The sequence below is a fragment of the Streptomyces sp. NPDC054047 genome (assembly GCF_055585065.1).
Window position 1 is genome coordinate 159,160 of record NZ_JBVJKV010000003.1, and the last position, 14,927, is coordinate 174,086.

12 protein-coding genes and 1 pseudogene are annotated in these 14,927 nt (G+C 71.3%); all 13 read right to left on the reverse strand.

Annotated elements, in window-relative coordinates; all coding sequences use genetic code 11:
* The 13 genes and pseudogenes from ACZ6ZP_RS12485 to ACZ6ZP_RS12545 all read right to left on the reverse strand — a co-directional run bounded on the left by ACZ6ZP_RS12485 (position 1) and on the right by ACZ6ZP_RS12545 (position 14,708).
* Positions 1 to 1,092 carry a pectinesterase family protein gene (locus tag ACZ6ZP_RS12485; RefSeq protein WP_469406683.1) on the reverse strand — a complete coding sequence of 364 codons (1,092 nt, stop codon included), beginning with the start codon at positions 1,090 to 1,092 and terminating at the stop codon, positions 1 to 3.
* Between the two features lie 64 nt (positions 1,093 to 1,156).
* Positions 1,157 to 2,380, reverse strand: a complete 1,224-nt coding sequence (locus ACZ6ZP_RS12490) for a pectate lyase family protein (protein ID WP_469406684.1) — start codon at positions 2,378 to 2,380, stop codon at positions 1,157 to 1,159.
* A gap of 122 nt (positions 2,381 to 2,502) precedes the next feature.
* A complete protein-coding gene (locus tag ACZ6ZP_RS12495) occupies positions 2,503 to 3,321 on the reverse strand; it encodes a rhamnogalacturonan acetylesterase (protein ID WP_469406685.1) in 819 nt (272 codons plus the stop codon).
* Positions 3,318 to 4,676, reverse strand: a complete 1,359-nt coding sequence (locus tag ACZ6ZP_RS12500; RefSeq protein ID WP_351157466.1) for an ABC transporter substrate-binding protein — start codon at positions 4,674 to 4,676, stop codon at positions 3,318 to 3,320. Before ACZ6ZP_RS12500 ends, ACZ6ZP_RS12495 begins: the two co-directional genes overlap by 4 nt.
* 83 nt (positions 4,677 to 4,759) lie before the next feature.
* Positions 4,760 to 5,803 (reverse strand): annotated as a pseudogene (locus ACZ6ZP_RS12505) (pectate lyase family protein); the annotation flags it as partial.
* Positions 5,804 to 5,832: 29 nt separating this feature from the next.
* Entirely contained in the window at positions 5,833 to 7,383 is a 1,551-nt protein-coding gene (locus tag ACZ6ZP_RS12510) for a glycoside hydrolase family 43 protein (RefSeq protein WP_469406686.1), read from the reverse strand.
* Entirely contained in the window at positions 7,380 to 8,234 is an 855-nt protein-coding gene (locus ACZ6ZP_RS12515; RefSeq protein WP_351157462.1) for a DUF6807 domain-containing protein, read from the reverse strand. The genes ACZ6ZP_RS12510 and ACZ6ZP_RS12515 overlap by 4 nt, the downstream gene beginning before the upstream one ends.
* Before the next feature lie 7 nt (positions 8,235 to 8,241).
* On the reverse strand, positions 8,242 to 9,468 hold the full coding sequence (locus ACZ6ZP_RS12520; RefSeq protein WP_469406687.1) for a Gfo/Idh/MocA family protein: 1,227 nt from the start codon (positions 9,466 to 9,468) through the stop codon (positions 8,242 to 8,244).
* Positions 9,465 to 10,340, reverse strand: coding sequence for a carbohydrate ABC transporter permease (locus tag ACZ6ZP_RS12525; protein WP_351158026.1), 876 nt, complete (start codon positions 10,338 to 10,340; stop codon positions 9,465 to 9,467). The genes ACZ6ZP_RS12520 and ACZ6ZP_RS12525 overlap by 4 nt, the downstream gene beginning before the upstream one ends.
* 32 nt (positions 10,341 to 10,372) lie before the next feature.
* A complete protein-coding gene (locus ACZ6ZP_RS12530; RefSeq protein WP_351157458.1) occupies positions 10,373 to 11,329 on the reverse strand; it encodes a carbohydrate ABC transporter permease in 957 nt (318 codons plus the stop codon).
* A gap of 96 nt (positions 11,330 to 11,425) precedes the next feature.
* Positions 11,426 to 13,141 carry an L-arabinonate dehydratase gene (gene araD / locus ACZ6ZP_RS12535; RefSeq protein ID WP_469406689.1) on the reverse strand — a complete coding sequence of 572 codons (1,716 nt, stop codon included), beginning with the start codon at positions 13,139 to 13,141 and terminating at the stop codon, positions 11,426 to 11,428.
* Complete coding sequence (locus tag ACZ6ZP_RS12540) at positions 13,138 to 14,067, reverse strand: dihydrodipicolinate synthase family protein (protein ID WP_351157454.1); 930 nt, start codon at positions 14,065 to 14,067, stop codon at positions 13,138 to 13,140. The genes araD and ACZ6ZP_RS12540 overlap by 4 nt, the downstream gene beginning before the upstream one ends.
* Positions 14,064 to 14,708 carry a GntR family transcriptional regulator gene (locus tag ACZ6ZP_RS12545; RefSeq protein WP_351157452.1) on the reverse strand — a complete coding sequence of 215 codons (645 nt, stop codon included), beginning with the start codon at positions 14,706 to 14,708 and terminating at the stop codon, positions 14,064 to 14,066. Before ACZ6ZP_RS12545 ends, ACZ6ZP_RS12540 begins: the two co-directional genes overlap by 4 nt.
* Positions 14,709 to 14,927: the final 219 nt, after the last annotated feature.

Genomic DNA, 14,927 nt, shown 5'->3' on the forward strand with positions numbered 1-14,927 from the left:
TCACCCCTGTGGCGTCCAGCCGGCCAAGTAGGCGGCGCGGGTCGCCGATGCCGCCTCGGCGCGGGTGAGTTGGGGACGGTTCTCCGGGACCGTGACGGTCGCGCCCGGCCCCGTGTTGCGGTACTCGGCGAACCGCTGGGCCTGCCAGGGGTGGGCGTCGCGCATGTTCGCGTACGGGGTCACCGCGTCGATGCCGCGTCCCAGGTGGGTGTCGCGCACCGTCAGCATGGGGCGGGCCGTCGTGTCCGAGCTGGGGACCCAGGGGCGGGCCAGCTTGTAGTACGCGTCCGGGGCGCCGCTGGTCACCCGGCCGCGGGTGACCAGGTAGCCGCGCGGGTTGGCGACGGCGGTGGACGGCGCGAAGACGAAGCCGTACGGGGCGGATGCCAGGTCGCCGCGGGTGAGCGTGTGGAAGTGGCAGCGCTCGAAGACCGCGGTGGCCCGGCCGAAGACGAAGTCGACGTCGCCCTCCACGTAGCAGTCACGGAAGTACTGGCGGGCGAAGGCGCCCAGGTCCGCGGTGTCGGCGTAGAGCGTGTCCTGGTGGCCCAGGAAGCGGCAGCGGAAGAACGCCGAGCGGTCGCCCGTCACCTTGAGGGCGACGGCCTGGGTCCCGGTGAAGTCGGGATGGTCGGCGCGCAGCCAGTCGTTGGCGAACGTGATGGCGCGGGCGGTGAACCCGGCGGCCCGCACGGTCGTGGTGGCCGAGCCACTGGTGCCGTAGGTGCCGGACCCGTCGGGCTTGGGGGTGCCCGCCGCGTTGTCGTACACGATCACCGTGTCGCGCGGGTCGCCGCTCGCACCGACGAGCGTGAGCCCGGCACTCGTCTCGGGAACGGTCACCGTCTCGCGGTACGTCCCCGGGGCGAGGACCAGCGTCCAGCCCGCGCCGGACGCGGCGTTCACGGCGGCCTGGACGGTGGTGTGGTCGCCGCGGCCCGCCGGGTCGACGTACAGCCGACGACGTGTGGAGCGGGGCTCGGCGGCACGGGCGGCGGAGGCGCCGCCGAGGGCCAGGGCGGCGCCGGCGCCCACGCTCGCGGTGAGCAACGTACGCCGGTCGAAGGTGGTGCGGAAGTGGTGCGAGGGCATGGCTGATCCTTCGCTGTGCGGCTCAGGTGGGGAGGTGAGAGGGGGAGGGGGAAAGGGGGGAACCTCAGCGGCGCTTGCCCGCGCCCGCCTGGCGTTCGAGCAGGCCCGGCAGCTTGCGGGGGTCGTCCACCCGCGTCCGGAGGCTCGGCGTCCAGCCCGCGCCCGACGTGAGGGTCTCCTCGGGGATCTCCGCGTTGTGGACGGCGATGAGATCGACGCGCCTGCCGTTGACGTAGTTGGCGTCGGCGGTGACCGGCGCTTCCTTCCACTTCTTGAGGATCTTCGCGGCGCTGACCCCGTCCGGGAGTGTGAACGCGTTCTTCTGGGCGACGAGCCGGGACTCCTGGCCGATGCCGAACGAGTACTGATAGCCGCCCGCGGGGACCACATAGTGGTTGTTGTAGGCGTCGACCTGCCCGAAGCGCACGCGCGGCGCCCGCTCGACGATGTCCCGGAAGACGTTGTGGTGCAGGGTGACCCGCAGCTTTCCGCGGTCCGTGGCGCCCGCGCTGTCGCTGTTGCCGATCATCAGGGTCTTGTCGTGGTCGGCGAAGACGTTCCAGGATGCGGTGACCAGGTCGGCGCCGCGGACGACGTCCAGCTCGCCGTCGTGCTGCTGGTAGATCTCGCCGTAGTAGGTGGGCAGCGAACTGTCGGGGTGCTCGCCGTCGGTGAACGTGTTGTGGTCGACCCACACGTGCGTCGAACTGTGCACGACCATGCTGTCGTACTCGGAGTTCCAGGCCCCCGTGGCGCCGTCCGTGGGATCCCACTGCGGGAAGCAGTCCAGCGGGCTCTCCAGCGTGAGATCGCGGACGACCACATTGTCCACGCCCTGGATCTGCAGGCTGCCGCCGACGATCCCGGCGTTCCTGCCCACGCCCACGAGGGTCGTGTCGGCCGGGACGTACGCCTTGATGGCCGCGCCCTGCCGGGTCGCCGACGCCGCCCGCAGGTCCTCCTGCACGCCGCTGACCGGTGTGTCACGTCCCCACACGGCGGGGTCGTAGTCGGCGAGGTACCGCTCGAAGTCGTAGCCCTCGGCCTCGAACGCGGAGCAGCCCGCGGCCGTGGCGTTCAGCGTGCCCTTGACCTTGATGACCCGGGGAGCGCCCGGGTCGTCCGCGAGCGCGGCCCGCAGCTCCTGCCAGGTGGTGACCGTGTAGGTGTGCGCGGCGTCGGCCCCCGCGCCGCCGGTGGTCCCGCCGTCGGCGGACGCCCAGCCGTCGCGCGGTGGCAGCACGTCACGGGCGCCGGCGGCCGAGGCAGGGGCGCTCGTGACGGCCACGACCAGCGCGGTGCACCCCGCGAGCAGGGTGAGGGATCTTCGGACCCCTACGCTCGCGGTCCGCGGAGCCGTCGTAGGCGTCGTAGCCCGTGTGGCTCCCGTAGTACTCGTCGTCCTCATCGTCACGGTCCTTCCGGCCAGGTGATCCAGGAATCGGGTATCGCGGCGTCGAGCCGGCGCACGTCACGCGGTGCGAGCACCCCGCCGTGCAGCAGCTCGGTCGCCACCAGCCGGGCCACGGCGATCGCGCCCGGCGGATTGAAGTGCGTGTTGTCCTGCTCGGTGGCGGTCCAGTTGAAGTACGCCTTGGTCTCCTCGACGCCGAGCTTCCGCCACAGGGCGAGCGACAGGGCCTGGACGTCGAGCAGCGGCACGTCCTCGGCCTCGGCCAGGGCCCGCATCGCCGCCGGATAGTCGCCGTGGGTGGGCAGCGCGGTGCCGCCCGCGTCGAACTTCCTGCGCTCGACGGCGGTGGCGAGCACCGGCCGCGCGCCACGGGACCGCGCCCCGTCGACGTACTGCATCAAGTACCGCTGATACGTGGACCAGGGCTCGGTGTAGCGCGTCGGGTCGGCGCTCTTCTCGTCGTTGTGCGCGAACTGGACGACCAGACGGTCGCCGGGCCTGATTGCCTCCAGGATCACGGCGAGGCGGCCCTCGTCGACGAAGCTCTTCGAACTCCGGCCGTTCATCGCGTGGTTGGCGACCCGCACGCGGTCGTGCAGGAAGAAGGGGAGGGCCATGCCCCAGCCGGTCTCGGGCGCCGCGTCGGTGTACTTCTGCGCGGCGGTGGAGTCCCCGGCGATGTAGAGCGTGCTCGCGGGAGCGGCCTTGCGTGAGTGGCCGAACGCCGCCGGGGCCGCGGCCACCGCGAGCGGAACGCTCGCGAGGGCCGCGACCGCACGGCGTCGGCCGACGCCGTGCGAGGGGCGCGGTGTCACTTGTTCTGTTCTTTCCACTCGGCCTGGGCCTTGTTGAGCTGCTCGGCGAGGGTGTCGAGGAAGTCCTTCGCGGACATCTTGCCGAGCAGGACCTTCTGGTAGTTCGGCTCGTTGTCGGCCTTGCTGATGGTGTTCCAGTCCGGCAGGTAGTACGGCAGCTGCACGATCTTCAGGGAGCCGTCGTTGAGCGCGGCGGCGGCCAGCTTCGTGGGCTCGGCCTCGTTCACCCAGGCGTCCTTGGAGGCCGCGGTGTTGGCCGGGATGGCGCCCGCCGACTTGTTCCACTTGCTGTTGGACTCGTGCGAGGCCGCGAACTCGATGAACTTCCAGGCGGCCGCCTTCTTCTTGCTGGACTTGAACAGGCCGAGCCCGTCGACGGGGTTGGAGACCTGGACGCGGATGCCCGCGTCGGTCGTCGGGTTGGGCAGGCCGCGGAACTTGCCCTCACCGAGCGCCTTCACGTGGTCCGTGTAGGAGCCGAGGTTGTGGCTGAGCATGCCGATCTGGCCCGTGTCCCACTGGGCGTTCATCTTCTTGAAGTCGTTGTTGACGTCGGCCGCGGGGGTGTTGTTCTTGTAGAGCGCGACATACTTCTTCAACGCCGCCACGTTCTTGGGATCGTTGACGGTCGTCCTGTCGCCGTCCCAGAACGATCCGATGCCGGACTGGCCGTACGCCGCGTCGAGCGCCTGCGCGATGGAACCCTCGCCGCCGCGAATGGTGTACCCGAACTTGTTGTCGTCCTTGGCGGTGAGCTTCTTGGCCGCCGTGTAGAACTTGCCCCAGGTGGTGGGGGCGTCGAGGCCCGCGGCCTTGAACAGGTCGGTACGGTAGTACAGCACGCCGTTGCTCGCGGACGTCGGCACCGTGAAGAGCCGGCTGCCGCCGCCCGCGGCCCGGACGCTGTCGACCATGCCCGGGTTCAGCTTGCCCTCCAGGGAGCTCTGGTTCAGCCGGTCGTCCAGCGGCTCCAGGGCGTCCTGCGCGGAGATCCCGGCGAGCATGGCGGCGCCGACCCCTCCGACGTCCGGCAGGCCGCCGCCCTGGATGGCGGTGTCGTACTTCGACTGGACGCTCTCGGCGGGAATCGGCACGTACTTGACGTGGATGTCCGGGTTCTTCGCCTCGAAGTCCTTGATGATCTCCTTCCAGATGTCGGTGCGGACACCGCCGTTGTTGTCCCAGAAGGTGATCTCGCCCTTCCCGGAACCCTCCTGGCCCTTGTCCCCGCCGGCCCCGCTCCCGTCGTCGCCACAGGCGGTGGCGGTCAGCGCGAACGCGGCGGTGAAGGCGACGGCGGCCACCGCGCGACGGCTTCTGCTTCTGTCTCTGTTTCCACGGATGGTGATGTTCATGGTCGGCTCTCTTCGTCGGATGTACGGGGGTGGTGCGAGGTGATGTGGGGTCAGGGGAGGCCGTGGGGCCGTCAGGGGCGGGTCGTCCCGATCGCCTTCTGCGGTCCGGAGAACTTCTTCACCAGGCGGGGCACGGCCGCCGCCGGGTCGAGGTCGTAGGCGTAGAACGCACGCGGATCGAAGGCCGCGCCCCACGCGTCGTGGCGTCCCGTCGTGTTCCGCACGATCGAGCCGCGCTGCACCAACTCGGCCGTGGCATCGGCCTGGTAGGGGTGCTGGACGTCCTCGTAGAAGCTGTTCTCGATGACCATCTTCGTCTTGCCGCGCGCCCAGTTGCCGTAGGTCCACACCGGGTCGCCGTCGGAGACCTGCGCCGACATGTAGTTGTTGTAGAGGTGCGCGTGGGCGCAGTTGTCGGCGGACGGGTTGCGCTGCTTGGTGCCACTGAACCAGTTGTGGTCGATGGTCACCTGCGTCTTGACCTGGTCGGTCCAGCCGATGCCGAAGGCCTTGTTGTGGTTCTCGAAGCGGTTGTAGGAGACCGTGACGTACTCGCTGTCCTTGCGCAGGTCGATCAGTCCGTCGCCCATGCGGGTGAGCCGGTTGTGGTCGATCCAGACGTGGTCGACGGAGTCCATCTGGATCGCGTCGAAGTCCTGCGTCTTGCCGTCCCAGTCACCCTCGACGTACGCGTCGCGGATGGTGAGATTGCGGATGATGACGTTGCTCGTGCCGGGGTTCAGGTGCAGCTCACCGTGGACGATCTCGCCCGAGCCGCCGACGCCGACGATGGTCTTGTCCGAGGCCACCACGATGTCCGAGCCGAACGGCTCGACGGCCACCGTGCCCCGCACGCGGATGACGTAGGGCTCGTCGGCGCCCGCGTACTTGGCGAGCGAGGCCTGGTCGGTGACGGTGACGACCTTGCCGCCCGCGCCCCCGGTGGTGCCACCGGCCAGCGAGGCGAAGCCGTGCGCGGTGCCGGAGAGACGGTCGTGCGACGGGGCCGCCGCGGCTGCCCGCGCCGGGTCGTGCACGGTCGTCAGGCCCAGGACGACGGCCAGCGCGGCCACCGCCGCGAGGGCGCGGGCCCTCAGGCGTCCGGTGCTGTGCAGGTGCTGCTCCATTGCGGCTCCCAACAGGCGTACGGGGACGGTCAGATGGTCGTGACGCGGAAGTGCGTGAACAGGGCCGTCCCGGCGCCGTTCCGCCCCGCGGGTGCGGTGGCGAACAGGCCGAGCAGCGCGCCCACCCACCGCCAGGGCGTCGCCGCGAAGACCTGGCCCGAGGGGCGGAATCCGTCGCCGGTGTCGGCCGAGAAGCGGCAGCGGGCGCCGTCCGTGACGTCGATCCGCAGCCGCGCGGTGCCGTCGGGGGCGGGGCGCGGATGCTCGGCGTCGCGCTCCCGCTCGGCGACGGACTCGGCGAACCGGTGCACGAGCCGCACCGTCCCGTCGGCGCCGCGTTCGAGGCCGATCCAGGTGAACGCGTCGCCGAGCACCGCGAGCCCGGCCCTGGCGTCGGCCGCGGTGCTGTCGAGCCGCAGTCCGACCTCGACGGTGCAGGGCGTGAGCGGAAGGCGCTGGGTCAGGACGTGCGGCAGGCGGCGCAGGTCGTGGGCGTCCGCGGACCGTACGCAGGCGAGGCGCAGACCGTCCGCCGCGTGCGACGTCGCCCAGCCGTCACGGGGGTTGGCCGACCACTGCCACTGGCGGCCGTGGCGACCGCCGGGGAAGTCGTCGTCGGTGGCGGGCGCGGACGCGGGCTGCGGGGGCAGTGCGGGCTTCTTGTGTACGGCGACGGGGGCGCCGCCGTCCCCGATCACCGGCCAGCCGTCCGTGCCCCAGCGCAGCGGCTGGAGGTGGACGACCCGTCCGTAGGCGCCGCGCTGCTGGAAGTGCAGGAACCAGTCGTCGCCGGAGGGGGTGCGCACCCAGCCGCCCTGGTGGGGGCCGTTGACGGCGGTGTCGCCCTGCTCCAGGACGATCCGCTCCTCGTAGGGCCCGTGGAAGGTGCGGGAACGGAAGGCGCCCTGCCAGCCGTGCTCCACTCCGCCGGCGGGTGCGAAGATCCAGAACCAGCCGTCGTGGCGGTAGAGCTTGGGCCCCTCCAGCGTGAACCAGCCCGGGATCTGGTCGCCGTCGACCAACACCGCGCCCTCGTCCAGGAGTGCGCGCCCGTCGGGACTCATGCGATGGCCGGTGAGCCGGTTCTTGACGCCGGAGCGCGACTTGGCCCAGGCGTGCACGAGATACGCCTCGCCGCGCTCCTCGTCCCACAGCGGGCAGGCGTCGATGAGCCCCTTGCCCGCCTTGACGAGGTGCGGGGCGCTCCAAGGCCCGCGGATGTCGGGGGAGTTGACCTGGAACACACCGTGGTCGGGGTCGCCCCAGAAGATCCAGAACCGCCCCTCGTGGTGCCGGATCGACGGCGCCCACACCCCGCAGTCGTGCCGCGGCGCGGCGAACGACTCCGCGGGTTCCAGGCGGTCCAGGGCATGCCCGATCAGGGTCCAGTTCACCAGGTCGCGGGAGTGCAGCAGCGGAAGGCCGGGGGCGCGCCCGAAGCTGGACGCGGTGAGGTAGAAGTCGTCGCCGACCCGGACGACGTCGGGGTCGGACCAGTCGGCGGCGAGGACGGGATTGCGATAGGTCCCGTCACCGAGATCGCCCGGCGTCCGCTGGCCGCCGCTCGGGGGCGCGTTCACGCGGTCACCGCCTTGCGCACGAGCCCCGCGGCCTCGGCCCGGTCCGGCCGGCCGTCGGCGACGACGGTGACGACACGGCGTACGACGGTCTCGCCGGGGCCGATCGGAAGGCGCCGCTCGTGGGCGAGCGAGGAGCCGACGCCCGGGTACTGCGCGGTCCGCACGAACCACGGGTCGCGCCGCGTCTCATGCGTCGCCCCGGCGAAGATCAGGGTCCAGCCCTGGCCCGCGAGGGCCAGCCAGTTCGCGGGTGCGCCATGGACGGCGGCCTCGCCGTCGGCGTCCGCGGTGAACACCTCGGGGGCCTGCCGCTCCTTGGGGGCGCGCCAGAAGAAGCCTCCGTAGGCGGCGCCGGGGCGGCCGTTGGTGGCGGGGCTGCCGATGGAGATCTCCGCGTCGGCCGGGTTGGTGAGCGAGAACGTGAAGTCCAGGGCCCAGGCGGACGTGGTGAGCGGCGTGACCGCCACGGTGCGCCGCTCGCGCAGCAGCTCGCACTCCCCGGCGAGCCAGCCGATCTCCTCGACGAAGCCGTCGGGGTCGCGCAGCTTGAACTCCAGGTGGCGCTGTTCCCCGTGGTTGTCGAGCTCGGTCGGGCCCTGGTCGCGTACGTAGGTGCGTCCGCCCCAGAAGTTGCGGCCCGCCGCGTCGGGCACGGCGACGCCCACGCCGAGGTGGTGCGGGTGGTCGGCCGGCCCGCACTCGGTGACGGGGAGGCCGCCGAAGGTACGGACGGGGTGGAGGTAGGGGCGGGGCGCGAGCCGTGCGTCGGCCGAGGGGTGGACGACGTAGCGGCCGACGGGGCGGCCCGAGCAGCGCAGCATGAGCGCGGTGTCGGACGCGGTTCTGTTCATGGCGTTGTCACCTCGGTGGGGTCTCGGCGGTGGGGGTCCGCGCGGCGGCGGACGACGAAGAGGGAGCGGGCCGGTGGTCCGGCTGCCGGTCGGGCAGCGCCCAGAACGTGCCGAGCTCCGCGTAGCCGCACAGCGTGTCGGCGCTCGCCGCGACGAGCCCGTCGATGCCGTGCACGATCCGGCGCCGCACGCCTTCGTGGTCGCCGGGCACGGAGCGCCAGGCCTCGACCGGCAGGGGGCGCGGATCGGGCGCCGTCCGGATCGCCTCGACGACCTTCATGAAGGCGCCCGTCGACGCCGGCGGAACCAGCAGCTCGGCGCGGCCCGCGAGATGGTCGACGAGGTTCTCGAGGAGGTCCGTCCGCCCGTGCAGGACCTCCTCGGGCCCGTGCCCGGCGCGCTGTACGAGCACCCGGTCCTGCTTGTACCAGAACGTGATGCGGCCCCGGGTGCCGTGCACGATCACGTACGGCTCGTCGGGCCGCTCGGCGCAGAGGGTGGCGGCGACCCCGATGCGGCCGCCGCGCGCGGTGGTGATCCCCACGAACGAGGTGTCGTCGGACTCAATGGCGTTGGCGCGGAACAGCTCCGCGTCCACCCGTGCGACGTCATCGGCCCGCGTGGACCCGTCGACCGCCAGGGCGGTGGCGACGGCATGGGCGAGGGGGTTGGTCAGGACCCCGTCCACGACGTCCGCGCCGTCCAGGCGGCGCCGCCCCGCCCAAGGCGCGCGCCGGTAGTAGGCCTCGTCACGCGCCCAGGCCCCCGCCCCACCGACGCCCATCGGCTCACCGATCGCCCCGTCGGCGACCAGCGCCCGCACGGCGGGCACGGCGTGCGAGCCCAGCGACTGGAACCCGACCTGGCAGGCCACCCCCGCGGCGTCCACCGCTTCGGTGATCCGCCGGAAGTCGGCGTACGAAGGGGCGGGCGGCTTCTCCAGGAGCAGGTGCACCCCGCGTGCCGCGGCGGCGACGGCCAGGTCCGCGTGGGTGGGGATGGGCGTGCAGACGACGGCGACGGCGGCCGCGGTGGCGTCGAGCAGACCGGCGAAGTCCGCGGACTGCGCGGGCTCACCGAGTCCGTCGAGCTCGCTGCCGGTCAGCGGTTCGAGCTCGCAGATCCCCACGAGCCTGATGCGGCCCGCCTGTTGGAGGCGCCGGATGTTCTCCAGATGCCATCGGCCGTGCCCGCACGCACCGGCGAGGACCACGGGCAAGGGTGCGGCGCTCACCCCTTCACCGCCCCGGCGCTGAACCCCGTGACCAGCCACTTCTGGATGAAGGCGAAGACGATCACGACGGGCAGGGCGGCGATGACGCCGCCGGCCGCGAGCGCGCCGAGGTCGACGCTGTCGGCGCCCATCAAGGTGGCGAGGCCGACCGGGATCGTCTGCTTGTCCTGGTTGGAGAGGAACATCAGGGCGAACAGGAAGTGGTTCCAGCTGTGCACGAAGGCGAAGGAGCCGACCGCGATCAGGCCGGGCCGCAGCAGGGGCAGGACGACGGCGCAGAAGGCGCGGAAGCGTCCGCAGCCGTCGACCCAGGCGGCCTCCTCCAGGGAGTACGGCACGTTCTTGATGAACCCGCTGATCAGGATCATCGAGAGCGGCAGCTGGAAGACGGCCTCGGCGATGATGACGCTGCCCAGCGAGTTGATCATCTGGAGGTTGGCGAAGATCTGGAAGAGCGGCACCAGCATCAGCGCGCCGGGGATGAACTGCGAGCACAGCAGCGCCAGCATGAAGCCGCGCTTGATCTTGAAGTCGAAGCGGGCCAGGGCGTAACCCCCGGCGAGCGCGACGAGCGTCGTCATCAGCATCGACAGGACGCCGACGATGAGGCTGTTCTGGAAGAAGAGCGCGAAGCTCCGCTCGGTCCACACCTTGTCGAAGTGCTCGAACGTGATCGGCCAGGGGAGCAGCGAGGTGGAGCCCGCCGGGCGGATCGCGAAGAGCAGCATCCAGTAGAACGGGATGAGGGTGAACAGGAGGTAGAGGCCCAGCGGGAGATAGATCTGCCAGCGGGGCGCCTCGTCCCAGGGGCGCCGCTTGGGGGTGCGCGGGCCGCCGCCGGACGGCTCGGCGGGTGCGGTGGTGTCCGCCATGGCGGCGTCCCTGTCCAGGTGCTGAGTGGTCGTCACTTGTCCTGACCTCCGAACTTGCTCAGCCGCAGATAGACCATCGAGCAGAAGAGGAGGATCACGAACGCGATGGAGGTCAGCGCGGACGCGTAGCCGAAGTCGTGCGAGTCGACGGCGATGGACGCGATGCGCAGCGGCAGGGTCGTGGTCTCGCCCGCGGGTCCGCCGCCGGTGAGGGTGTAGAGCAGGTCGACGTTGTTGAACTCCCAGACCGCGCGAAGCAGCGTGGAGAGGATGATCGCGTCCTTCAGGTGCGGCAGTGTGATGTGGAAGAACTGCCGGAAGCGGCTCGCGCCGTCCACCTCGGCGGCCTCGTACAGGTCCTTCGAGACGGACTGGAGGTCGGCGAGGATGAGGATCGCGAAGAAGGGGACGCCGCGCCAGAGTTCGGCGACGACGACGGCAGGGAAGACGGTGCTGGTGTCCGAGAGCCAGGACGTTCCGTACGAGCCGATCCCCATGTCCGCCAGATAGCGGGTGATGCCCGTCTGGGAGTTGAAGATCAGCAGCCAGATCGTCGAGGTGAGCACGCCGGATACGGCCCACGGCGAGAAGACCAGGGCGCGGGCCATCGCGCGCCCGATGAAGGTCTGGTTGACGATCAGTGCGAGACCGAGGCCCAGGAGCAGTTGCAGGACGACCTCGACGGCCACCCACTGCAGGCTGAAGCCGAGCGTCTGCCAGAACTGCGGGTCCTCGGTGAACGCGGTGACGAAGTTGTCGAAGCCCGCGAAACCGTCGCGCCAGGGCTTGGTGGGGTTGTAGTGGCGCAGGCTGTAGTAGAAGACGCTGATGACCGGGTAGGCGATGAAGCCCACCATCAGGAGTCCGGCCGGCGCGATCAGCAGATACGGGAGGCGGCGCGGGGTCGCTCCCGTTCGGCGCCGGGGCGCACCCGGCGTGCGGCGCCGGGGCGGTGGCTGCGGTGGCGCTTTCGCCACAGCTGAGGCCATGTCTGCTTCTCCGTTCTCATGGGCGGCACACAGTCGGCGAGATGAAGCGCTTCGCAGACGTTGTTCGAAATCTCGTACAAAAAATGAGCTGGGGGCTCAGCCCGCGTACGGGTCGGGGACCGTGCCCTCGCGGGCCAGGAACGCGAAGTCGCAGCCGGTGTCGGCCTGGGTGATCTGCTCGCTGTAGAGCGCGCCGTAGCCGCGTCCGTAGCGCGCGGGCGGCGGCGTCCACGCTTCCCGCCGCCGCGCCAACTCCGCGTCGGAGACGTCGAGATGGAGCGAGCGCGCCTCGACGTCCAGCGTGATCAGGTCTCCCGTGCGGACCAGCGCGAGCGGCCCGCCCACATGCGACTCGGGAGCGATGTGCAGCACACACGTGCCGTACGACGTGCCGCTCATCCGCGCGTCGGAGATCCGCACCATGTCGCGCACCCCCTGTTTGAGCAGGTGATCGGGGATCGGGAGCATGCCGTACTCGGGCATGCCGGGACCGCCCTGGGGGCCCGAGCCGCGCAGCACGAGGACGTGGTCGGCGGTGATGCCGAGCGCCGGGTCGTTGATGGTGCGCTGCATCTGCCGGTAGTCGTCGAAGACCACCGCGGGGCCGGTGTGCCGCAGCAGGTGCGGCTCGGCGGCGATGTGCTTGATGACGGCGCCGTCCGGGCAGAGGTTGCCGCGCAGGACCGCCACCCCGCCCTCGTCGGCCAGTGGCGCGGTGCGCGGCCGGATGACCTCGGGATTGTGCACGACGGCGCCCGCGAGCTGCTCGCGCAGGGTGTCGTGGGCGACGGTGGGCCGCTCAAGATGCAGGACGTCGGTCAACTGGGCCAGGAACGCCGGGAGTCCGCCCGCGAAGTGGAAGTCCTCCATGAGGTACTGCCCCCCGGGGCGCAGGTTGGCCAGGACCGGCACGGTCCGCGCGATCCGGTCGAAGTCGTCGAGCGTGAGGCGTACGCCGCTGCGGCCCGCCATCGCGATCAGGTGGATGACGGCGTTGGTGGAGCCGCCGAGCGCCAGGACGGTGGCGACCGCGTCCTCGTACGCCTCCGGGGTCAGGAGCTTCGACAACCTCAGGTCCTGGCGCACGAGTTCGACGATCCGCATCCCGGACGCGGCCGCCATCCGGTCGTGCCCGGAGTCCACCGCGGGGATGGAGGACGCGCCTGGCATCGTCACGCCGAGCGCCTCGGCCGCGGCGGTCAGCGTCGATGCGGTCCCCATGGTCATGCAGTGGCCGGGGGAGCGGGCGAGCCCGCTCTCCAGCTCGGCCAGTTCGCAGTCGCCGATCAGTCCGGCACGCTTGTCGTCCCAGTACTTCCACATGTCGGTGCCGGAGCCGAGCACCTCGTTGCGCCAGTGCCCCGGCAGCATCGGCCCGGCCGGCACGAACACGGCCGGCAGATCGGCGCTCGCGGCGCCCATCAGCAGGGCGGGCGTCGTCTTGTCGCAGCCGCCGAGCAGCACGGCGCCGTCCACCGGATAGGACCGAAGCAGCTCCTCGGTCTCCATGGCCAGGAGGTTCCGGTAGAGCATCGGGGTCGGCTTCTGGAAGGTCTCCGAGAGGGTGGAGACGGGGAATTCGAGGGGGAAGCCGCCCGCCTGCCACACCCCGCGCTTGACCGCCTGGGCGCGGTCGCGCAGGTGGACGTGGCAGGGGTTGATGTCGGACCAGGTGTTGAGGACCGCGATGACGGGCTTGCCCAGATGCTCCTCGGGCAGATACCCGAGCTGCCGGGTGCGTGCCCGGTGGCTGAAGGACCGAAGCCCGTCCGTGCCGTACCACTGGTGGCTGCGCAGCTCGTCGGGCCTCATATCGCCCACGCCTTCACCAGGGCCGCTATCTCCTCGCGCCGCTCGACGGGAAGCACCCGGCTGGGCGGGCGCACCTCGCGGCGGCACAGACCGAGCGCGGCCAGGGCCTCCTTGACGACGGTGACGTTGTCCGCGGACTGATCGGCGGCGCGCAGCTCCTCGAAGCGCCGGATGCGCTCCCAGACGTCCATGGCCGCCGGGTAGTCGCCCGCCCGCAGGGCCGCGAGCATGCCCAGGGACACCTCGGGCGCGACGTTGACCAGGCCCGAGGTGAAGCCGGTGGCGCCGACGGCCCAGTAGGCGGGCGCGTACAGCTCGGCGAGCCCCGCCACCCACACGAAGCGATCGAGACCCGCGTCCCGCGCGAACGCGGCGAACGCGGCGGCGTCCGGCGTCGCGTACTTCGCGCCGATCACATTGGGGCACAACTCGCCCAGGTCGGCGAGGCGTCGACCGTCGAGCCGGGGGTTGCGGATGTACGGGACGACGCCCAGCTCGGGCACGGCGTCGGCGACGGCGCGGTGGTAGTCGACCCAGCCGTCCTGGGACACGTACGGATGCACCGGCTGATGGACCATCACCATGTGTGCGCCCGCGTCCCGAGCGTGCCGGGCCGCGGCGATCGCGGTCGGCACGTCATGGCCGACGCCCACCAGGACGACGGCGCCGCTCGTGCCCGCCTCCTCCATGGTCAACTCGGTGACCAGGCGCCGCTCGTCGGGGTCCAGGGCGTAGAACTCGCCTGTGTTGCCGTTCGGGGTCAGGGTGCGCACGCCGCTGTCGGTGAGGCGGCGCACCAGGGCGCGGTAGGTGTCCCGCTGCACGGAGCCGTCGTCGGCGAACGGGGTCACCGGGATCGCGACGACGTCGGCGAGGGCCGAACGCAGGGCGTCGAAAGAGAGGTCGTGGTGGCTGGGTCCGGTCATGAAAGCTCCCCCTCCGGGAACGCCCGCCGCACGAACGAGGCGATGTGGTCGTGGAGTCCGCGCGCCGCCGCGTCGGCTTCCCCCGCGAGCGCGAGCCGCAGGATCTCCCGGTGCTCGGCGGCCTCCCGCTCCCAGGAGGGCAGGGTCGCCCAGGCGACCGCGGAGACCAGGGCCGCCTGGTCGCGCACGTCGTCGAGCATGCGGGACAGCAGCGGATTGCCGCACGGGACGTAGAGCGCGCGGTGGAACTCCCGGTTGGCCAGGGAGCGTTCGGCCGCGTCGGCGGCGGTGTCCGCCCTCTCCAGGGCCTCGCGCGCCTCCTCCAGGAGGGCGCCGGAGCGGACGGTGCGCCGTAGTGCCTCCGGTTCCAGCAGCAGGCGGACGTCGTAGACCTCCTGCGCCATGGCCGCGTCCACCGTGCGCACGGTGGCGCCCTTGTACTGGCTCATGACGACCAGGCCGGTCCCGGCGAGCGTCTTCAACGCCTCCCGTACGGGCGTCTTGGAGACCGCGAACTGGGCGGCGAGCTCGGTCTCCACGAGGGGCTGGCCGGGCGCCAACTGCCCGGTGAGGATACGGTGCTTGACCGCCTCGAGCACGTACTGCGTGCGCGAGGGGATGGGGTGGGGCGCAAAGTTCATCGATGCTCTCAGTCGTCGTGCAGCCGTCGTGGAGCTGTGGTGCAGCCATCGCGTATCGCGTCTCATATATGACGTACGAAGTACGACGCGATGAAGCTAGGGCGCCGACCGGCCCGCGTCAACGTTTCGCGCAGGAAAACTCGTTCGAGATATCGGAGTTGGGGTGCGCGTGATGGCGGAGTCGGGGTGCGCATGCTCGAAGCGCTTCGACAGTTCCTG

What these genes read in the sequence shown, in the direction of transcription:
- ACZ6ZP_RS12500 (WP_351157466.1), bottom strand. Translation starts at nt 4,676, where the DNA reads ATGAACATCACCATCCGTGGAAACAGAGACAGAAGCAGAAGCCGTCGC.
- ACZ6ZP_RS12485 (WP_469406683.1), bottom strand. Translation starts at nt 1,092, where the DNA reads ATGCCCTCGCACCACTTCCGCACCACCTTCGACCGGCGTACGTTGCTC.
- araD (WP_469406689.1), bottom strand. Translation starts at nt 13,141, where the DNA reads ATGAGGCCCGACGAGCTGCGCAGCCACCAGTGGTACGGCACGGACGGG.
- ACZ6ZP_RS12545 (WP_351157452.1), bottom strand. Translation starts at nt 14,708, where the DNA reads ATGAACTTTGCGCCCCACCCCATCCCCTCGCGCACGCAGTACGTGCTC.
- ACZ6ZP_RS12515 (WP_351157462.1), bottom strand. Translation starts at nt 8,234, where the DNA reads ATGAACAGAACCGCGTCCGACACCGCGCTCATGCTGCGCTGCTCGGGC.
- ACZ6ZP_RS12530 (WP_351157458.1), bottom strand. Translation starts at nt 11,329, where the DNA reads ATGGCCTCAGCTGTGGCGAAAGCGCCACCGCAGCCACCGCCCCGGCGC.
- ACZ6ZP_RS12525 (WP_351158026.1), bottom strand. Translation starts at nt 10,340, where the DNA reads ATGGCGGACACCACCGCACCCGCCGAGCCGTCCGGCGGCGGCCCGCGC.
- ACZ6ZP_RS12540 (WP_351157454.1), bottom strand. Translation starts at nt 14,067, where the DNA reads ATGACCGGACCCAGCCACCACGACCTCTCTTTCGACGCCCTGCGTTCG.